This is a genomic window from Chryseosolibacter histidinae (assembly GCF_018598225.1).
Lineage (GTDB): Bacteria > Bacteroidota > Bacteroidia > Cytophagales > Cyclobacteriaceae > Chryseosolibacter > Chryseosolibacter histidini.
Map to the genome: position 1 here is coordinate 84,057 of NZ_JAHESF010000008.1, position 20,834 is coordinate 104,890.

The window sequence follows — 20,834 nt, forward strand, 5'->3', positions numbered from 1 at the left end:
GTTATGTTTCTCACGAATTGAAACCGTCAACGTGAAGATAGCACACTTCCCTCAACCGGCCACCCGGAGACCGGCAACTGGCAACAATTAAGTTGAGTCCCAGCTTGTTTCGTGGCAACTTTAAATCTGAAACTTCAAACCTGAAACTATTTCAAGAGTCCTCCACTCAACCGCAGAAGCTCGGTTTCGGCAAACTTGGCGTTGTAGCGGGCCAATATTAAACGATTGTAGGCATCGGCAAGGCTCTGCTGAGCGGTGCGAAGCTCGATGTAGGTGGTGACGCCGCGTTTGAATCCTTCGAGCGCGATGAAAACGTTTTCCTTGGCAAGGCCAATGGTTTCCTCTTCAATGATCAGGATCTTCTTGGCATTATCGTAGTTGACATACGCATTCTTCAGTCCTACGTTAATATTGTTCCGGGCCTGCTCGTACAGCAGCGTTTGCCTGTTCACTTCGATCTTCGCCTGCTGACTGAGCCTCCGCGTATTGAAGTTGGTGATGATGGGAACGTTGACCGTAAGACCGTAGTTGTAACCGTTCTGCTGGCTGTACAGCGCCGAGAAGGGGTTGATCAACCTGATGTTGTCAGTTTTGGAATAATTATAAGCCGCGTTAAAGCTCAGGAAGGGAAGGTATTCAGCGCGACGCTCACGCAATGAGAGACTGGCGATGTGCATATTCTCTCTTGCGGCCATCAACCCGAAATTGGTATTCTCTACATTCTGCGACAGCTCTTCGGGCTTCAGATTAAGATCGATAATAATAGTATCTGCCACATCGAATACGGTGGGCAACTGAAGCCCTACAAGCGCATTGAGCTGTTGTTTCAGCTGTGCAATGATCGACTCCTGCTGCAACACCTGCATGCGCTGCGCATTGAAGTCTACGCGAGCCTGCAACAGCTCGGGCTTGATGCCGGTACCTACCTGTAGTTTTCGTTCTGCAAGCTTTACACGTTCTTCGCTTACAGACATCTGTTCCTGAATGGCTTTCAGCTGCTGTTTCTGACGCACAATGTCATAGTAGCCAGTGATGATAGTGGCGATCGTATTTACCATCTGATCTTTCACCAACAGCTCGCCCTGTTCAGCGATGGAGCTGATCCGCTCGCGGGTGGCAAACATGCGGGTGCCGTCGAACAGGATCCACTGAAGCTGAACGGCCGCGGAAACGTTTTTCGACTCAGCCTTACCGCTGTTGTTACGCGAGGTTTCCTGGAAGCGAAGCTCCTGCTCGTTGTTGTTGCGTACAGTAGAGGCAGTAGCGTTGATCTGCGGTACGAAAGCACCCCAGGCATAGGCTTTATCTGTTTCAGCTGCCTCAGAAGCTGTGCGGGCGATCCGCACATCGTAACCCTTCTCCAGCGCAAGCGAGATCACCTGCTCCAGCGAAACTTCTTCCTGGCCGAATGCAATATTGAAAGCAACAAAAAATAAAAAGAGTACAGCAAAAAATCTAAGCTTCATAAATCAATTCCTTCTGGGGTTGCGGCGTAGTTACCTGGTCACCGAATTCAACATGTTTTCTTTTTCTCGACAGATACGTATACATGGCCGGGATCACGAACAATGTAAGCACGAGGGAGAACATGATCCCACCCACGATCACAATGCCCAACGGCTGGCGGCTGGTAGAAGCATCACCCAGCGAAAGCGCCAGTGGAAGCGATCCCAGGGCCATGGCCAAACTTGTCATCAGAATGGGACGAAGGCGGAGGCGTGAGGCTTCCAGCACGGCATCGATCCTCGACATTCCTTCTTCACGCTTCTGGTTGGCAAACTCAACGATGAGGATACCGTTCTTGGTCACCAACCCTATGAGCATGATCATGCCGATCTGCGAAAAGATGTTGATGGTCTGGCCAAACACATACAACGAGATATAAGCACCACAGATCGCCAGCGGTACGGTGAACATGATGGTGAGCGGATCGACAAAACTTTCGAACTGCGCCGCCAGGATCAGGTAAATGAGCAACAGCGCCAGCACAAATGCGAAAGAAGTGTTGCTGGCACTTTCAGCATAATCGCGTGACGAGCCTGCCAGCGAAGTGGTAAAGGTCTCATCAAGCACATTGCTGGCGATCTCTTCCATGGCGTCGATACCATCGCCAATAGTCTTGCCTGGCGCCAGGCCCGCTGAAATGGTAGCAGATTTGTAACGGTTGAAGTGATACAACGAAGGCGGTGTGGTAGATTCTTTTACGGATACTACGTTGTCGATGGAAATCAGCTGGCCCGAGTTGGTTCTCACATACAGGTTCTTCAGGTCGTCGGGGTCGTCGCGGTTGATCTTGGTCACCTGTCCCATTACCTGGTATTGTTTGCCTTCGCGTGTGAAATAACCGAAGCGCAGGTTGCTGTAGGCGAGCTGCAGTGTTTGGGCAATGTCTTGAACGCTGATGCCAAGCTGCGAGGCCTTGAGCCTGTTGATCTCAACCTTCAGCTCGGGCTTGTTGAATTTCAGATCCGTGTCAACGCCCATCAGCGCCGGATTCTTGCTGGCAGCTTCCAGGAATTTGGGCACCGCCTGCTGAAGCTTTTCAAAGTTATTGTTCTGGATCACGAACTGCACAGGCAGGCCACCCCTTCTGTTCACAGAGATGGTTTGCTCCTGTATGGGGAATGCGCGGCCTTCGGGAAAACGCCCAAGGTTCTTGCTTACCATGTCTACGATCTCTTGTTGTGACCGGTCACGCTTATCCGGATCCACCAATGTAACGCGTACGAAACCGCTGTTCACAGAGCCCGAGCCGGTGAAGCCGGGCGCAGTTACCGACAGTGCTGTTTCATATTCGGGAACCGAGTCCTGTATGAACTGCACCATGCGCTGCACATAGTCATCCATAAAATCATATGACGTGCCTTCTGCCGCGGTCATCTGCAGGCGGAACTGGTTACGGTCTTCCATGGGCGCAAGCTCCGATTGAATGTTGGTGCCAATGAAATAAGCCGCCACCAGACAGAAGAAAACGATCACCAGCGAAACCCATCGCACCCGCATGAATGCGGCCAACACCCTGTGATATCCATTCTCCATCCCATTGAAGAATGGCTCGGTCATCTCATAGAACCGCGAGTGTTTGTGGTTGCTGCGGGTAAGCTTCACACTCAGCACCGGTGTCAGCGTAAGCGATACAAAACAGGAGATGAGCACAGCACCCGCCACCACGATACCGAATTCCTGGAACAATCTTCCCACAAACCCCTGGAGGAAAAGAATGGGCAGAAACACCACCGCCAGCGTGATAGACGTGGAGATCACGGCAAAAAAGATCTCTTTCGATCCCTCTTTTGCTGCCTGGTATTTATTCATGCCCTGCTCGAGCTTTTTATAAATGTTCTCCGTCACCACAATACCATCATCTACCACCAGACCGGTGGCCAGCACAATGCCCAGCATGGTGAGCACGTTCACGGAGAACCCACAGAGGTACATAATAAAGAAAGTTGCGATCAGCGACACCGGTATATCAATGAGCGGGCGCATGGCGATGATAAAGTCGCGGAAGAACAGGTAGATGATCAGCACCACCAGCAGGAACGAGATGATCAGGGTCTCTTCCACTTCTGAGATCGAACGTTTGATGAACACGGTCTGGTCCATGGCAATGCTCAGCTTGATATCGTCCGGCACTTCCTTTTTGATCTGGTCCATACGTTTGTAGAACTCGTCGGAGATCTCCACGTAATTGGAGCCGGGTAGCGGAACGATGGCGAGGCCTACCATGGTGATGTTGCTTTCGCGGAGCACCGACTCTTCGTTCTCAGGTCCCAGCTGTGCCTGGCCTACATCTTTCAGACGGATGTCACCCGTGGGTGAAGACTTGATGATCACGTTCTCGAAATCATCTTCGGTGTAAAGTTTCCCGAAGGTGCGCACGGTAAGCTCCGTTGCTGTTCCGGAGATCTTTCCGGAAGGAAGCTCCACATTTTCGCGATTCAGTGCTGTTTGAACATCGAGCGGTGTCAGGCTGTAGGCGCTCAGCTTGGCAGGGTCCAGCCAGATGCGCATGGCGAATCGTTTTTCGCCCCACACCTGCACGCTGCTCACGCCGGGAATGGTTTGCAAGCGCTCAACCAGTACGTTGTTACAATATTCGGTAAGCTCGAGCGGGTTTTTGGTACTGCTCTGCACGGTCATGGAGATGATGGCGTCAGAGTTGGCATCGGCTTTCGATACCACGGGAGGACTAGGAAGATCGTCAGGCAGCGAGCGGCTGGCTTGCGACACTTTATCGCGCACATCGTTGGCTGCCGCTTCGAGGTCTACACTCAGCTCGAACTCGATGTTGATATTGCTGGTGCCGACGCTGGAAGATGATGTGATGTTCTTGATACCCGCGATCCCGTTGATGGATTTTTCGAGGGGCTCCGTGATCTGCGACTCGATAATGTCAGCATTGGCACCGGGATAGCCGGTACGTACGTTCACGTTGGGCGGATCGATGGCCGGATAATCGCGCACACCGAGAAAATTGAAGCCGATCACGCCGAACAGCACGATGATAATATTCATCACGAAGGCCAATACCGGTCGCCTTAAGCTTAATTCCGAAATGTTCATAAATACTCCTTTCTGTTTTTCAACCCGACACTGTTACAGTGTCTTCACCTTGGTGACTTTAACTTTTGCGTTGGGCCGGATGGCCATTAAACCTGAAGTGATCACGGTATCGCCGGGGTTCACACCATGAAGGATCTGAACATAAGCCGAATCGCGGATACCGGTCTCCACTACAGTAAACAGGGCACTGTCTTTTCTCAGCAGGATCACCTGCTTGTTACGGATGTTGGGGATCACTGCCTGCGTGGGCACAAGCAGGGCGCGGTTGTTCCTGCCGAGCTGCAGGTTGATCTTGGCGAACACACCTGGCACGAGCTCTTTATGATTTTCGGTTACAACAGCTTTCACTTTCAAGGTGCGCGTATTCTGATCGACACTGTTCTCGGTAGCAATCACTTTTGCTGAATGATCCTGGGCACCGCCGTCTACACGAAATCTTACAGTGTAACCTTTGCCGATCTCTTTCGCATATTTTTCTGGAATGGCAAAATCAAGCTTGAGCCTGTCTACCTGGCGGATGGTGGTGACAATGTCGGTGGGAGAGATGTAGGAGCCGAGACTCACGTTGCGAAGGCCGATGGTGCCTCTGTAAGGCGCGCGGATCTCTGTTTTTGAAATGGCGATCTGTGTCGATTCGATATCAGCCCGGAGATTTTCAACGTTCAGTGTGCTGAGGTCGTAATCCTGTTGACTGATGGCGTTGATCTTGAGCAGCTCGCGGTTGCGCTCTTCTGTTTTTTCGTTGATCTGAAGCTGAACCTGCAGTTTCTTAAGCTGTGCCTGAAGGTCTTTGTCGAAGATCTTCACCAGCAGTGTACCTTCTGCCACCACGGTACCTTCCTGGATGTTCAGCTGCACGATCCTGCCGCCCACTTCTGCACGGATCGCCGTTTCTTCAAAGGGCATGAGCGAGCCGGGCACTTCCACATCTTCGCTGATGGCGCTGGGTTTGATGACGAACGCATCAACCGAGAGCGGTCCCTGCTGCCGCTGTCTTCCGCCTCCCGCTGAATCCGCTTTTTTGGATTTACAGGAAGAGAAAATGAGAAGTGTTGAAAGGACAATAAAAAAGTAAAGACGGGTGGTAGAATGCATATTCAATTTTCAAAATAACAATTTAGTAACAAGCCTTGCTGCAATCCGGTTCTACGCTTTCAGAAACTGCTGATGTAATTTCAGAACCTGAGGAATGATCATCTGTGTCTCATCGTTTACGATAATATGGTCAGCGCGTTTCAGCTTTTCATCCTCCGGCATCTGTTTTCCGACGATCTCTCTGACCTGTTCGACCGTTCGGTGCGCATCGCGACTCAGCACCCGCTTGATCCTCATCGATTCGGGTGCATACACCACGATGATCTGGTCGAGGACCTTCGCGCTTCCCGCTTCGAATAACAAAGCGGCTTCTTTGATCACGTATCGGTGTGTGCTGTGCTTCCGTACCCACTGCTCATAATCAGCTCCTACACGCGGATGTACCAGGTTATTCAACAGCGCCAGTTTCTTTTCGTTGTTAAAAACGTGGTCGGCCAGGTATTTTCGGTTAAGGGCACCATCCGGATGATACGCCAAATCACCGAATTCTTTTTTGATCCCCGATATGAGTATTCCATCGGTGGTCATAAGTTTTTTCGCATGGCTGTCGGCATCATAAACGGGCACGCCGAGCTGCGCAAAAATGCGGCAGACCAGGCTTTTGCCTGAACCGATGCCACCGGTAATGCCTATCTGAAGAGTGTGATTTGAGCTCAAAGCCTGATGCGTACGGAGTCTATCTTAACAACATGACTAAAGGGCGGAAGTCCGTCAACCCTCGGCAGCAGCTTTGCTTCTCCACGCCTGAAACCCCGGAGGTCGATCACGGCACGCGCGGAGTCCAGCGTGAATTTATCTGCCATGCTTTCGGGCACAGAAACCGTCACGGGAATAAGACGTTTCTCAACGATGGACACGGTTGACGGCACATTCTCTGCGGTGATGAGCAATGAATCTTTCAGCTGCACCATGCGCTCAACATTGAACTTGACGGAAACGGTAGGCGGATCGCGTTTGATCACATCAGACGATGGAATATCGAGCTCTACTTCGTCGCTAAAATTTTCATCGATGTTACGGTGACGAAGCTTCAGCAGCACCGGGTTATCGAACCGTGACACGATGCGCTCGGGACCTTCGAGGTAAACAGAGTCAGGTGTGATGGAAATTTCGCTGGCAACACCGTAACCGTCTTTCAGGTTGAACTGCAGCGAATCCATTGCCAGCTTCACCCACCGGCCAGCCTTCGGTTCAAGGTCGATGTAAATAGTATCTGTCAGCACGAAGTTGATCTCGAGGCCTTCAACCTGGTTGGAAAAGAACATGGGCAGGTTGCTGCCGACGATCTTTTTTACTTCGGAGGGGCGCTCCAGCGGGATCTCGAGCGGCGCTATTTTGACCCCGGTGCTGCGTTTGAAAAGTTCCCATCCATTGCCTGTTACGTTGATGCGTACCTGCGCCGGAAGCGCCCTGACCGGTACAAACTCCTCGTGATCGTAGTCAAAGCGCAGGGGGAAGTTGATGTTGGTGGTGTAGGTCTTGTTGAGCGCGTTGAAGAACCAGAAAACCGTGGCAGCAAAAACACATAACACCACCGCTTTCCAGTTCCTTCTGTTAAAACGCAGAATGTTCAGTATGGAATTGAATGGACTCATGTATGTGCCGCGATGCCGTTGTGTAAATGTGCTGATGCGGATGATTCACCAGCACATGAGCACATTTAACACATCAGCACAATCAATTTTATTTCTTGCTGTTGGCTGCCTTGGTGGCGTCGAGTGAAATAGCCGACTTGTTGAAACGGATGCGTCCGCCTTTCTCCACTTCCAGAATGAACGTGTCACCTTCCATCTCAGCAACATGGCCATGGGCACCGCCGATGGTCACTACGTAATCGCCTTTCTTGATATCATCGATGAACTTCCGCTGGTCTTTTGCCTTCTTTTGCTGGGGGCGGATCATGAAGAAATAGAAGATCAGAATGATGGCGCCGAAGAAAACGAAAGAAAACCAACTGCTTTGCTGTGGCTGGGCCTGAAGTAGAATAGTTAACATATTTTTTTATTGAATTAAGCCTTCAAAGTTATAGCATTTCCCAACACTATCGCAATTAAAATAAAAAACCCGGGCCAACAGACCCGGGTCGTGATATACCTGTAATACAATGTGCTTACCTGACAGGGCCTGCTGCTCCGCTTGCCTTGGGAGTAACCATCGCCTTAAAGCGCAACACGGTCTGCTTGGGCCAGGTGTTGGCTGTCACCGTTACTGTCTTGTTCTGGATGTTGGGCTTGCCGTTGCTGTCGAATTTTGCTTTCACGAAGCCTGTTCCACCTGCGGGGATAGGCTCTTTAGACCACTCGGGCACGGTACAGCCGCAAGATCCCTGCGCACTCTGGATTATCAGCGGAGCGTCACCGGTGTTCTTGAAAGCGTAGGTGTATTCAACCACCTGGCCTTCGTTGATGGTGCCAAAATCATGGTCTGTGTTTGCAAACTCGAAAACAGGAAGCGGTCCTTCGGGCTTCTGATCCTGTAAAGGTTGTGCAACCGGAGATGTCGGTGCCTGGGCTCCGGCGGTTTTTTTGCCTTCAAGCTCCTTCAGCCGGCTTTCAAGCTCCGCAATTTTCTTTTCAGCATTGCGGTCGTTGCAAGCTGTTGCCACCAGAAGCATCGCAAAAAATACAAATGGTGCTAATGCGTTAATTTTCATATTCAATCCCTTTTGCCTAGTTACTCTTTTTACCGCGGATCTGCTCCAAAAGTTCATCCACGTCCTCCAAAAGCTTTTCCGCCTTGTTTTTGGCTTCATCTACCACTTTCTGACCCTGCGATTTGGCCTCTGACGTCAGCGGCGTTTCCCTTCCTGATACAAAATCATTGACCAGGTCCTGAAGCATTTTCCGGTACTTATCCAGCTGAAATGACAGCTTTTCACGGGTATTTGAGCCTTTATCAGGCGCATAAAGAATACCCAGAATGGCGCCGGTTGCCGCTCCTACCAAAAATGCCAGCAGTGTGTTTCCTCCTTTTTTGCTCATAAGCTTTCAAAATTAGTCTCCGTTAGTCTGCGTTGAAACGCAAATTCAAAATTTTAACATTTTTTAACAAATCCGGAGCAATGAAAGCGCCTTATTTATTATCGATCAGCCCTCTTCCGCTTTTCTTGATGTCGCCGGAATCCTTCAATTCCTTGGCAATTACGTCTAAAATGCCGTTGATGAACTGCCGGCTCTTTGGTGTGCTGTAATTTTTGGCCAGCTCGATATATTCGTTAATAGTGACCTTTACGGGGATATTGGGGAAGCTGATAAGCTCGGAGATGGCCATTTCAAGGATGATACGGTCGGTCAGCGGCAACCGCTCCACTTCCCAGTTGCGGGTATTGTTGGCAATAAGCTCCTTATGCTTGTCGCTGAGATCGGTAGCGGTATTAAATAAGGTTTCGATAAAGTCTTTGTCCTCATCCCAGTTGAGCGACAACGTGTGCAGGGCGATCGGCTGCCCGCTTTCGGGGTCGTACGACTTGATGGTCTTCTCCACCAGCGCCTTTACGATCTCCTTGTCTTCGGTCCAGCGAAGCACTTCCTCCTCATAAAAATCGTTGATCACGGTTTTGCCGAATACGACCTTCTTAAAAATATGGCTGATGAACTTGCGCTGGTCTTCCACCGATGGGCTCTTCCTGTCGAGGTAATCGAGGTATTCATTGTCCTGGCGCACAACGTCGCGGAACCAGAGCCTCACCTGGTCTGTCTTGTTCTGCCAGTGGCGGTCGAGCTTCAACGCTTCCTTTTTCAGGAGCTCGCTGCTGCGCAGGGCCTTGATCCATGAATTTGCCAGGAAGTTCTTATGGCTTACTTTTTTGTCGGCTTCGGCCAGATCGGCAAATACAACAATGAGGCTAAGCGCGCCAATGTAATGGTCGTAGATCTTCTCTACTTCGGCAATAAGGTTCTTGCGGAAAAAGTCGGTGTCTTTTTTTACCTGCACCCCGTAGAACTGGAAGGCAGTGTTCACCGCTTTTTTAATGCGCGCGTCTTCGTGGTTAACTTTTGTTTCGGCTGCGGCAAATGCTTCTTCGAAGGTTTTCACCGCTTCTTTCTTCTGCTGGGTAAGCAAAGCTTTGTCCTGCACCTCCATGGAATTGAGGTCGGGTGCAAACGCCTCGGCAATGTTCTCCAGCGACAACTCGTAGCTGGCTTCCTTACACTGCTGCAAAGCGAAAAGACTTTGCATGACCTTTATTCTGAGACTCCTTCTGTTCAGCATGTTAAAGAACTAACGGAAAATTGATACGAATAATTGATTATCGGCCACAAAAATAAACATCCTGCCAGGTTTTTACCTAACAGGATGTTAATTAGTTTCAGGTTAGAAAGTTTAAAGTTTCAAGTCAGTTACCGGTTGCCAGTTGCCGGGTAGCCGGTCAGGAAGTACCCTGGCGTACATGGTGTCCGTTTCAAATTCCAAGGTGCATTGCCCAAAAGATATTTTCAACATCGAACGAACCGGTAACCGGTAACTGGCAACTGGCAACAAAACTCTAGTGCCTGACTTTCACCAGGCCAATATCCGCGATCCTTTTTTCCGCGAGCTTGATGGCAGCTTCCTGGCTGGAGATCTTTTCCTGGTCTGCCAGCGTGAGAATGCTGAGGCAGGTATTGTAGATCTTTTCAGCCTGCGTAAACACGCGGTTGCGGCTATAGTTGCCCAGGTACTCGTTGTAGACGTTGATCAGTCCGCCGGCATTGATAAGAAAGTCAGGGGCGTAGGTGATGCTGCGATCCATAAGCATATAACCATGCTTCAGCTCGTCTTTCAGCTGATTGTTGGCTGCACCGGCAATAATGCTGCATTTCAGCCTGGGGATAGTGTCATCGTTGACCGTGGCACCCAGTGCGCAGGGAGCGTAGATATCAACATCGAGGTCATAGATCTCGTCCTGGCCAACAGCTTTTACCCCATACTGGGCGGCCACGGCCTTCACCTTGTCTTCGAACAGGTCAGTGATCCACACTTTGGCTTCTTCCTTCACCAGGTGCTCTACCAGGTGCATGCCTACCTGGCCTACTCCCTGCACGGCTACACGCTTTCCGGCCAGGCTGTCAGTACCAAACACTTTTTTAGCGGTTGCTTTCATGCCGAGGTATACGCCGTAAGCTGTTACCGGTGACGGGTCTCCGCCGCCACCCATGGATTCAGGAAGGCCGGTGACGTAGCGCGTCTCCATGTTGATGTATTCCATGTCAGACGTTTTCATGTTCACGTCTTCCGCGGTAATGTATTTTCCGTTGAGGCTGTTCACAAATTTGCCGAACCTTCTGAGGAAGGCCTCGGTCTTCATGGTTTTGGCGTCGCCGATGATCACGGCTTTTCCTCCACCAAGGTTGATGCCGCTGATAGCAGCTTTGAATGTCATGCCGCGTGACAGGCGCAGCACATCGGTGAGCGCTTCCTGCTCCGTAGCGTAGCTCCACATGCGTGTACCACCCAGGGCCGGTCCTAGCACCGTGTTGTGAATGGCGATGATAGCTTTCAGTCCCGTGGCCTCATCATGGCAGAAGACCACTTGTTCATGACCCAGCCTGGCAAGCGTGCCGAAGATGCCGCTCTCCTTTACTTTTTCTACTTCTTTAACTTCCATCCGAATGTGATTTACGTTTGATTTTGTAGTTTAGCCGCCCCAGAAAAGCCGGCTTTCCATTCAAGGAACACGGCAAAATTAGGTACTTTCAAACGTTTGCATGAACCTTTGAAAGTATATTTCGTTTTAATTGGGGTTGGCAAAATTTTGTGCACATGAAAGCAAAAACATCAGGTGTATTTTTCGCACTTCATGCCCGCGCTGAAATGACACCGGAAGCCGATTTACATTGATAAAAGAAAGATGAAAGAACTGCGCTACCTCAACAAGTATCTGCTCAAATACAAGTGGCATCTAATTCTCGGAACGATCTTCGTGATCATCTCCAACATCTTTCAGATCATCCCCGCACAGCTGGTGCGTTACGCCATCGACCTGGTGGTTGACAACTTCCGCACTTACCAGGTGTTCAAAGGTCTCGATCTGCAAAACAGCTTCTTCAAGGTCTTCGCATTCGGCATCCTTCTGTACGCCGGCCTCATCCTGCTCATGGCCCTGTTGCGCGGTGTGTTCCTGTATTTTGTGCGGCAAACACTGATCGTGATGTCGAGGCTGATCGAGTTCGACCTCAAGAATGAAGTATTCGAGCACTACCAGACGCTCCCGCTCAGCTTCTACCGGCGAAACAACACCGGCGACCTGATGAACCGCATCTCCGAAGACGTAAGCCGCGTGCGCATGTACCTCGGGCCCGCCATCATGTACGGGCTCACGCTGATCACACTCTTCATGATGCTCATCCCCTTTATGTTCGCCATCAATGCCAAGCTCACCTGGTATGCGCTAAGCCCGCTTCCCCTGCTCTCGCTCAGCATCTTTCTGGTGAACAACAAAATGGAGCGGCGGTCAGAAGAGATCCAGAAAAGCCAGTCGAAGCTTTCAACTTTTGTACAGGAGGCATTCAGCGGCATCCGCGTGCTCAAGTCTTTCAACCGCGAGCATGAGTCCATTGCCAAATTCGAGCAAGAGAGCGACCGTTACAAGAAGCAGTCCATGAAGCTTACCAAAGTGCAGTCGTTGTTCTTTCCCCTTATCATGGGACTGATCGGGCTGAGCACCATTCTCACAGTTTACGCCGGCAGCACGGAAGTGATCAACGGCAACCTCACGCTCGGCAACATCGCCGAATTCATTATTTATGTGAACATGCTTACCTGGCCCGTGACATCGCTGGGCTGGACCAGCAGTCTTGTTCAGCGGGCGGAAGCATCGCAGAAGCGCATCAACGAGTTCCTGAAAACAAAAACCAACATCGTCTCAGAAAAGGAGCTTGTGCGGGAGATCAGCGGCAAGATCGAATTCCGCAACGTGAGCTTCATTTATCCTGATACCGGCATCAAGGCACTGAGGAATATTTCTTTTACCGTGAACCCGGGTGAATCGTTGGCCATCATCGGCACCACCGGTTCAGGCAAAAGCACCATTTCGAACCTGGTGTCACGACTCTACGATGTGCGCGAAGGCGAGATCCTCATCGACGATATTCCCATTACCCACTATAACCTCACCAGCCTCCGGAGCCAGATCGGTTATGTGCCGCAGGATGTTTTCCTGTTCAGCGATACGATCTTCAACAACATCGGCTTCGGCATCAAATCGCCTGACGAGAACAAGATCTTTCAGGCCGCCAAAGATGCCGATGTATATGAGAACATCATCGCGTTTCCGCAAGGCTTCAACACCCGCGTGGGCGAAAGAGGTATCACGCTTTCGGGTGGACAAAAACAACGTGTTTCCATTGCACGGGCCGTAGTGCGCGAACCGAAAATACTCATGCTTGACGACGCGCTCTCCGCGGTCGATACCAAAACCGAGAACAACATCCTGAACAGCCTTAAACGCATCATGTCAGGCCGCACCACCATCATCATCTCGCACCGCGTGTCATCGGCCAAGCTGGCGCAAAAGATCGTTGTGCTTACTGACGGAAAGATCACCGAAGCCGGAACCCACGAAGAGTTGCTTTCAAGGGAGAGCAGTTATCGGGATCTTTATGAGAAGCAGATGTTGGAGAAAGAAGAAGTGAGGAGCCAGGAATAAAAAAAGGAGTAAGAAGTAAGGAGTAAGTAGTAAGGAGGGGCGAAAAGAAGTCAGGAGTTAGGAGCCAGGAGTCAGAAGGATAGGAGTAGGGTCAACGATCCATTTTTTACGAATGGCGTGTTGGGGTTTTAAATCCTGCTGATCCTGTAAATCCTTTAATCCTGGTTTAATCCTGGTCAAAAATTGTAACGGGCGCCTACACCACTATATCCACGAAGCGCTCCGGGCCTGTCAGCGAACTCGATCACTAAGCTGAATTCGCCGAAGATGGTGAGGGGGATATCTTCGAAGGTGTATTCCATGCCGAGCATACCTTCGGGACCAAAATCAAAATCGGTGCGGCGGTCTGTGATGAGCACACCGTTATCGCGGTAGCGGTAGTCGACGTTGGCTACTTTCATCAGCGCGCCAATGCCCCAATACCATTCGAGCTTACCGATCAATCCTTCGATGTAGATATCGTTGTGCAGCTGATAACGCGCCTGCAGGTACAACGGTGTCCTTACCGTGTGAGAGACATAATCGAATCCTTCATACCTGTCGAAATCGTGGAAGGAGTTCTCGTAGTAGTTATGATACCACGAAGTGTAACCTGTGCCGACGCCCAGCTCAACAGCCTTGTTCTTCGGCAGGTACTTCTTGTATGTAATGCCCATTGGGTTTCCAAGCCTGAGTCCAATACCCCTGTCTTGTGCATGGGCCGTGATGAAGAGTAGTGAAAGGAATACGATGCTCGCCACTTTTTTCATAATCATGTTTTGGAGTAAACGAGTGGGGGGAAAATTTTTGTACCCCGTTTCTGTGGAGTGGCGAAGTACCCGGCTAACGAGCAATGTTGCTGGTTGCCAGTTGCCTGTTACCGGTTAGGTAGGTGTAAAGCATTAATGAAAAGCTCCGAATCTTGCTATTACTTAACTGAAACACAAATGCAAAAGTACCCTTCACTGAACTGGGGACTGGCAACTGGTAACTGGCAACGGTTTCAAAAGATAAATCTAAGACCAACACCCCCCTCAAACCTCCTCCACCCTGGATCGGCCTGGATGTCGGTGAAATATTCCACTTCCATAAAAGCGGAGATGGGGATCTGGAAATAGGCGTACTCGATGCCCGCTACTACCTGCGGACCCATGGTAGTGCGATTGCGGGAAAACGAACGGAACTCGTTGATATTAATGCTTCCGTCGGTAGACGTGCGGTTATAGAAATACCCATACTTGAGTGATGTGCTCTTCCACTCCCAACCCGCGCCGAGGTAGAACTGAAGCCCTGGCGATACCTTGTAAGCCTCCACGTGGTAAAGCACTTTCAATTCGCCAATGAAGTCGGCCCGCACCTGGTGAGAAGAATACTTCACCGATGCGTCGGGCGAAAGGGTGTCGGCCTCCGCCGTGTACATGGCAAATTTCTCGCGGAAATAGCGGTTATAAAGTCCGCTGGATCCCTTCCCGATATCGGCAGCAAATGAAAAATGTTTGTTGGGATAGAACTTATAGGTGAGCGCAAAAGGGTCGCCAAGCTTAAAACCCAATCCACTGTAGGGATATCCACTGCTTTCAAAAACAGGGCAATCGATCTTCTTCGTCGAAGATTTTACTTTCAACGATTTGTAATGACGGCGATTGTTCCGCTTCGCCCGCTGTGCCATAGCGCATTCACAAACGAGAAGAAGGCAAATGGAAAGCAGTATAGCCGTTTTTAAAAAGCGCATTGGTGGCAAATATAAGCGTTTTGCCATTTAGCAAACTGATACCCAGGCGCTTTTAAGCGGAGTATCTATCCGACAAACTCTTTATACTGCATTTTGTGGAGTTGGGCATAGAATCCCTCCTTCAGCAGGAGGTCGTCGTGCGTGCCAATTTCCTTGACCTGGCCGTGGTCGAGCACTATGATCTTATCGGCTTTCTGGATGGTTGAGAGCCTGTGTGCGATCACGATCGCGGTTCTTCCCTGCATCATTTTACCGATGGCGGTCTGGATCATTTCCTCCGTTTCGCTGTCTACCGAAGAAGTAGCCTCATCGAGCACAAGGATGCGCGGATCGTACACCATGGCCCGGATGAAGGAGATCAGCTGGCGCTGCCCCACAGAAAGAGTCGAGCCACGTTCCATCACATTGTATGACAAGCCACCAGGCAACCTTTCAATAAATTTGCGGGCGCCCACCAGGTCTGCCGCATGCCACACCATTTCTTCGGTAACATCAGGATTGCCCAGCGTAATATTATTCATGATGGTATCGGAGAAGAGAAACACATCCTGCAGCACCACCCCGATATTTCTGCGCAAGGTGCCGAGCTCATATTCATGGATGTCGATACCATCTACTTTGATGGAGCCCTTGTTGATCTCGTAGAAGCGGTTGAGTAAATTAATGATCGACGACTTACCCGCACCTGTAGCACCCACCAGCGCTGCAGTCTCGCCCTGCCTGATGTGGAGGTTGACATCTTTCAGCACATACTCCTCTTCGTTATAGGCAAACCACACATTCTGGAAATCAACGTCACCTCGGATATGCGCAGGCTTCAATGTTCCCTGCTGCTGCACATGCTCGGTATTGTCGAGCAGGTTGAGGATTCGCGAGGAGCTCACAATACCCATCTGCAATGTGTTGTAACGATCGGCGATCATGCGTATGGGCCGGAAGAACATGTTGATGTACATGATGAACGCAATGAGCTTGCCGATGGTGATGCCGGTATCTTCATAATGGATAATGCCCTTGGCGCCATACCACACGAGCAACCCGATGCCCGCTGCCGCGATGATCTCCGCCACAGGAAAGTAAACCGAATAATAAAGTACTGACCTGAGGTTGGCCTGCTTGTGCTCTTCGTTGATAGCTGTGAACTTTTCAAATTCACGCTTCTCGCTGCCAAAGATCTGCACGATGTTCATACCGGTGATGTGCTCCTGCACAAAGGTGTTGAGGTTGGCCACGGCATTGCGAACGTCGTTGAAGGCAACCTTGATCTTTTCTTTGAAGATGTACGTGCTGATGAGCAGCAGCGGAATGGTAGACATGCTAAGCAGCGACATGCGCCAGTCTGTATAGAACATGAGCGCCAGGATGAAGATGAGCTGAAGCAGGTCGCTGATCATGGCGGCGAGCCCTTCGCTGAAGACGTCGGAGAGTGTTTCCACATCAGAGATGGTACGGGTCACCAGCCTGCCAATGGGTGTTTTATCGAAGAAGCGCAGGCGAAGATTGACCAGGTGCTGGTATAACTTTGTGCGGATATCGCGGATCACCTGCTGGCCCATCCACCCTGAAATGTAAGTATGGGCATACTGCACCACTGATTGCAACACCAGCAGGATCAGCAGCACCACCATCATCCATACCATACCTTTGTAATCTCCTTCGGCCACATCGCCATCGAGGGTCCATTGTACCAACAAGGGCCGGAGCGGCGAGAGAATGCCCAGGGAGAGGGTGAGGAAGATCAGCAAATAAAATCTGCCGCGGTACGGGGTCACAAACCTCATCAGCCTTCTCAGCACCGACCAATCGATGATATTACCACTGCTTACCTGTTCCTTGTCCACAAAAAAGTTACTTTAAAAATACGTTTGAAGGATATTTCACCTTCATGAGATACAAACCCTGCGCCGGTACGTTGGCCCCGGCTTTTTTTCTGTCTTTACTTTGAATGATGGCCTGAAAATCCCGCACGGAGATCTTCCCGGTACCAACATCGAGCAATGTGCCTACAACAGCGCGCACCATGCCACGAAGGAAGCGGTTGGCGGTGATATAAAAGATCAACCGGTCGCCTTCCTCCTTCCATTCCGCCCGCTTAACCTCGCAAAGAAAATGATTTACGTCGGTTTTCACTTTGCTGAAGCATTCAAAATCATGCTCGCCCAATAATAACGCAGCCGCCCGGTTCATGGTTTGAACATCTGTTTCTTTAAAAAAATGCCAGGCCAGTCCTTCCAGAAAAGGATTTTTTTTTCGGGTGATCTCATACCGGTAAGTGCGCTCCACGGCGTCGTACCGTGCGCTGGCGGTTTCTTTCACCCGGCGGATCGAACGGATGGCAATATCACGTGGTAAAAATGAATTGAGCTTCAGCAGCAGCTGATCGCTGTTCAGCTCTTGATCGATATCGGTATGAAAAAATTGCTGCTCACAATGCACCCCAGTGTCAGTACGGCCACTCCCCACGATCTTCACCTCCACCTGCAAAAGTTTGCTCATAGCATGCTCTACTACAGCTTGAACGCCAGTAGCATTATTCTGCGATTGCCAGCCGTTGTAGTTTTTGCCGTTGTAGGCTATTTCGAAGAAGTACCTCATAGGTGCTAGAAGTCAGGAGCCAGGAGTCAGGAGTCAGAAGGGTTAGTGTAGGGTCAAGTGTTATGTTTCAATTCCGAATATTGTCCTCGATGGATCTGATGTAGGCGCTTAGGAGGCGGCTCACTTCTTCGGAGAGGTCTTCGAGGGTGCGATTTTCGCCGTATTCCAAGTCCTTTGAGAGAATCACATAGTACTTGCATTCCTCCAGGGAGCCTTGTGCGATGTTCATAAGACGGATCTTGTCCAGCTTTGACCTTTTAGCGTAACCTTCCGTAATGTTTGCAGCAACCGATACTGCCGCATCCCTGAACTGCGCCGTAAGGCCATACTTCTCTTCCTTCGGAAATCGCCGCGTATACTTATAAACACCAAGTACAAACTGATGGGCTTTCTGCCACACAATTAAATCTTTAAAACTTTTAGAGGGTCTCATAAATATTATAGGTTAAGTGTTGAAAACTAATTTTATGCTCCCATCCAATCCTCAACCCAATCGTCGACCTCACACCTCCTCCTGACTCCTGGCTCCTGACTTCTGGCTCCTTGCCTTTAACGCAATCTGTCTGAGTCCCTCACCAACTTCTCATCCCTCCGAATAAATCGGTTCGCCAACAAATTGCAGATCACGGCAATGCCAGGAAGCCAGAGACCCAATCCGTACTGGCCTCCCTGGAAGTTTTTAATAAACTGGTTGGAGAAGATAACAGCAGAAGCAATGGTGCCTGCCATGAACAACGAGTTCAGGGCTCCGAGCTTCATCTGCAGCAACCTGTTCTTAAAGCTCCTGATGCTGATCACGGCAAGTGTTATGGATGCAATGGCCAGGATCGCTGTAAGCGCATAAGGAAAATACTGCGTGGTACGCTCACCATTCTGTACAATGGTGTAGTGCAGCGCATACAGCTGATGCGATTGACCTGAAGCATCCTGGTAAACCCAGATCGGAAGAAAAATGGTGACCACTAAGCTGATAACAGCCACGGCCAGAAATACGGTTTGAATTCTTTGCCACATGTTGGTGTTGGTTTAACTTGCTGCTCCTTGAAGTTTAAAGTTTGAGGTTCAAAGTTTAAGGTTGGCAAAAGTAAACGATTTGGAGATAGGTTGAAGCATTTATCCGTTAATTCGCGGTCAACGGTCAAATCAGGTAGTAATTTTCCGAACATGAAACCAGCATACATACTCGATCTCCTGCGAACACCCATCGGCAAATACGGCGGCACACTGGCCACGGTACGGCCCGATGACCTCGCGGCCCACGTGATCAAAAAATTAATGGAGCGGAATCCGGCCATCGATCCTAACACTGTTGAAGATGTGGTTTTCGGCGCTGCCAATCAGGCGGGAGAAGACAACCGTAACGTGGCCCGCATGGCACTGCTGCTGGCCGGGCTGCCCGTGGAAGTGGGTGGCGTTACGGTGAACCGGTTATGCGCCTCCGGACTGCAGGCTATCATGGATGCTTCGCGGGCAGTAATGTGCGGCGAAGGCGACGTTTACATCGCAGGCGGTGTGGAGAGCATGAGCCGCGCACCCTTTGTGATGGGCAAAGCCGAAGATGCTTTTTCACGCAAGACAGAGCTGTACGACACCACACTGGGCTGGCGGTTCATCAACTCCAAGCTGTCGAAATTGTATCACCCTTATTCCATGGGTGAAACCGCGGAAAACGTGGCGGAAAAATGGAAGGTGAGCCGCGAGCAGCAGGACCAGTTTGCGTTTCAGTCGCAGGTAAAATATCAGCAGGCCTTTGAGCAGGGCAGATTCAGCGATGAAATTGTTGCTGTCAGTGTGCCCCAGTCAAAAGGCGACCCCATTGCATTCGGCAAAGATGAGCAGCCCAGGGCTACATCGCCCGACAAGCTCGCCACACTAAAACCTGCTTTCAAGGAAGGTGGAAGTGTAACAGCGGGCAACTCATCGGGCATCAACGACGGTGCCGCTGCCGCGCTCATCGTCAGTGAAGAAGTGGTGAAGCGCCTGAATGTAAAGCCTATCGCCAGGGTTGTGTCCGTGGCCATTGCTGGTGTCGACCCTGCATACATGGGTGTTGGCCCCGTTCCCGCCACACAAAAAGTACTGAAGCGCGCCGGTCTTAAAATAAACGACATCGGACTCGCCGAGCTGAATGAAGCCTTCGCTTCGCAGTCGCTGGCCTGCATACGCGATCTGGGCATCGATCCTGCCATTGTCAATGTCAACGGCGGCGCTATTGCCATCGGCCATCCACTCGGCTGCAGTGGTGTACGCATCAGTACCACCCTGCTGCATGAAATGAAGAGACGAAAAGTGAAGTTTGGTCTTGCTACGATGTGCATCGGTGTGGGACAGGGAGCGGCGGTGATTTACGAGGGGCTTTAAGTTGCCAGTTGCCGGTTGCCAGTTACCGGTTTAGGATGGGTGCAACTATACTTCTTGGTTTCAAGTCGAGGACAGACTTGAGATGTGAGATATGAGACACGAGATTAGGATCAAAAGGACCGAGGCATCATGGCTTCGGCTTTATCGCTGATTTGAAATGCATACGCGGTAGTCTCTCCGCACGCCGGCAACCGGAAACTGGCAACCGGCAACCGATCATCTAAAACCTCAGAACCATAAATATCACCGCCGGAACCGCGAATTGAAACCGTTTGGTCTTATCAGTGGTCTTGTCATCCACGCCGTTCCTGGAATCAGTTTCAATGGTATTCTTTAACGACTTAAAATAATACGTGATCTCCGTGCCCACCCAGATCCTGTCAGTGGCAGCATAATTCAAGGAAGCCCGTGGACCCAGGCCCCAGCCGTTGTTCTTGTTCTTGGTTTCAACGGTGGTATTGGGGTCATTTCCCTGTACCGTTTTGGTGGTGTTGTTCTGCAGGTCTATCACAGCATCGATACCCGAGCTCAGGATCCATCGCTTTCCGAAGGTGGATTTCTTTTCAAAACCAACCCTGAAGAACAAGTCGTTGATCTTGGTGTTACGCTCCACGAATACATCGCCATCGTTAAACTCGTTGTAGGTGTAGCCCAGTCCGAAATTAGCACCCCACCCGGTGACTCGGGAGTTGACGGCATAGGTGATGAGGTAAGGGTTGTTGACAGCGGTAGAAGTGCTGCTGAAATTCAGGATCTGCCTGATCAGCTGGTTGATCTGAACGCCAACGTAGTGGTAGTTCTTTGGAATGGTATCCTGGGCGGAAGCAGAAACAACAAAACCGATAAACAGTAAACTAACGAAGGTCTTTTTGAGCATTC

At 50.5% G+C, this 20,834-nt stretch carries 19 protein-coding genes; 2 read left to right on the plus strand and 17 right to left on the minus strand.

Going from position 1 to position 20,834, the window contains the following annotated elements; all coding sequences use genetic code 11:
* Positions 1–146: 146 nt before the first annotated feature.
* The 10 genes from KK083_RS10095 to KK083_RS10140 form a co-directional block, all read right to left on the minus strand.
* Entirely contained in the window at positions 147–1,466 is a 1,320-nt protein-coding gene (locus KK083_RS10095) for a TolC family protein (protein ID WP_254163065.1), read from the minus strand.
* The gene (locus tag KK083_RS10100) at positions 1,456–4,566 is read right to left on the minus strand and encodes an efflux RND transporter permease subunit (RefSeq protein WP_254163066.1); all 3,111 of its coding nucleotides are present in this window, start codon (positions 4,564–4,566) and stop codon (positions 1,456–1,458) included. Before KK083_RS10100 ends, KK083_RS10095 begins: the two co-directional genes overlap by 11 nt.
* A gap of 33 nt (positions 4,567–4,599) precedes the next feature.
* Entirely contained in the window at positions 4,600–5,661 is a 1,062-nt protein-coding gene (locus KK083_RS10105; protein WP_254163068.1) for an efflux RND transporter periplasmic adaptor subunit, read from the minus strand.
* Between the two features lie 51 nt (positions 5,662–5,712).
* On the minus strand, positions 5,713–6,318 hold the full coding sequence (coaE, locus tag KK083_RS10110; RefSeq protein ID WP_254163070.1) for a dephospho-CoA kinase: 606 nt from the start codon (positions 6,316–6,318) through the stop codon (positions 5,713–5,715).
* Positions 6,315–7,256: a YbbR-like domain-containing protein gene (locus tag KK083_RS10115; RefSeq protein WP_254163072.1), complete on the minus strand. Its 942-nt coding sequence runs from the start codon at positions 7,254–7,256 to the stop codon at positions 6,315–6,317. Before KK083_RS10115 ends, coaE begins: the two co-directional genes overlap by 4 nt.
* Positions 7,257–7,344: 88 nt before the next feature.
* A complete protein-coding gene (gene yajC / locus KK083_RS10120; RefSeq protein WP_254163074.1) occupies positions 7,345–7,656 on the minus strand; it encodes a preprotein translocase subunit YajC in 312 nt (103 codons plus the stop codon).
* A 115-nt stretch (positions 7,657–7,771) separates the two neighbouring features.
* On the minus strand, positions 7,772–8,314 hold the full coding sequence (locus KK083_RS10125; protein WP_254163076.1) for a DUF1573 domain-containing protein: 543 nt from the start codon (positions 8,312–8,314) through the stop codon (positions 7,772–7,774).
* A gap of 16 nt (positions 8,315–8,330) precedes the next feature.
* A complete protein-coding gene (locus tag KK083_RS10130) occupies positions 8,331–8,642 on the minus strand; it encodes a YtxH domain-containing protein (protein WP_254163078.1) in 312 nt (103 codons plus the stop codon).
* A gap of 91 nt (positions 8,643–8,733) precedes the next feature.
* Complete coding sequence (nusB, locus tag KK083_RS10135; protein WP_254163080.1) at positions 8,734–9,840, minus strand: transcription antitermination factor NusB; 1,107 nt, start codon at positions 9,838–9,840, stop codon at positions 8,734–8,736.
* Between the two features lie 307 nt (positions 9,841–10,147).
* A complete protein-coding gene (locus KK083_RS10140) occupies positions 10,148–11,248 on the minus strand; it encodes a Glu/Leu/Phe/Val dehydrogenase dimerization domain-containing protein (RefSeq protein WP_254163081.1) in 1,101 nt (366 codons plus the stop codon).
* A gap of 243 nt (positions 11,249–11,491) precedes the next feature.
* Here KK083_RS10140 and KK083_RS10145 point away from each other — a divergent pair, with 243 nt between their 5' ends.
* Positions 11,492–13,288, plus strand: a complete 1,797-nt coding sequence (locus KK083_RS10145; protein WP_254163083.1) for an ABC transporter ATP-binding protein — start codon at positions 11,492–11,494, stop codon at positions 13,286–13,288.
* Positions 13,289–13,464: 176 nt separating this feature from the next.
* Here the strand turns inward: KK083_RS10145 and KK083_RS10150 are convergent, their stop codons facing one another.
* From KK083_RS10150 to KK083_RS10175, 6 genes are all read right to left on the minus strand, one after another.
* Positions 13,465–14,037 (minus strand): hypothetical protein, encoded by a 573-nt coding sequence (locus KK083_RS10150; RefSeq protein WP_254163085.1) that lies wholly within the window; start codon positions 14,035–14,037, stop codon positions 13,465–13,467.
* A 233-nt stretch (positions 14,038–14,270) separates the two neighbouring features.
* Positions 14,271–14,891, minus strand: a complete 621-nt coding sequence (locus tag KK083_RS10155; RefSeq protein WP_254163087.1) for a hypothetical protein — start codon at positions 14,889–14,891, stop codon at positions 14,271–14,273.
* Between the two features lie 173 nt (positions 14,892–15,064).
* Positions 15,065–16,780: an ABC transporter ATP-binding protein gene (locus KK083_RS10160; RefSeq protein ID WP_254163250.1), complete on the minus strand. Its 1,716-nt coding sequence runs from the start codon at positions 16,778–16,780 to the stop codon at positions 15,065–15,067.
* A 67-nt stretch (positions 16,781–16,847) separates the two neighbouring features.
* Positions 16,848–17,594, minus strand: a complete 747-nt coding sequence (gene truA, locus KK083_RS10165) for a tRNA pseudouridine(38-40) synthase TruA (protein ID WP_254163088.1) — start codon at positions 17,592–17,594, stop codon at positions 16,848–16,850.
* 67 nt (positions 17,595–17,661) lie between these two features.
* Positions 17,662–18,027 carry a four helix bundle protein gene (locus KK083_RS10170; protein WP_254163090.1) on the minus strand — a complete coding sequence of 122 codons (366 nt, stop codon included), beginning with the start codon at positions 18,025–18,027 and terminating at the stop codon, positions 17,662–17,664.
* A 116-nt stretch (positions 18,028–18,143) separates the two neighbouring features.
* The gene (locus KK083_RS10175) at positions 18,144–18,608 is read right to left on the minus strand and encodes a DUF4293 domain-containing protein (protein WP_254163092.1); all 465 of its coding nucleotides are present in this window, start codon (positions 18,606–18,608) and stop codon (positions 18,144–18,146) included.
* A gap of 150 nt (positions 18,609–18,758) precedes the next feature.
* Here KK083_RS10175 and KK083_RS10180 point away from each other — a divergent pair, with 150 nt between their 5' ends.
* Positions 18,759–19,955, plus strand: a complete 1,197-nt coding sequence (locus KK083_RS10180; protein WP_254163094.1) for an acetyl-CoA C-acyltransferase — start codon at positions 18,759–18,761, stop codon at positions 19,953–19,955.
* Positions 19,956–20,175: 220 nt separating this feature from the next.
* On the opposite strand, the gene KK083_RS10185 is transcribed toward KK083_RS10180, so the two are convergent.
* A complete protein-coding gene (locus KK083_RS10185) occupies positions 20,176–20,832 on the minus strand; it encodes a hypothetical protein (protein WP_254163096.1) in 657 nt (218 codons plus the stop codon).
* Positions 20,833–20,834: the final 2 nt, after the last annotated feature.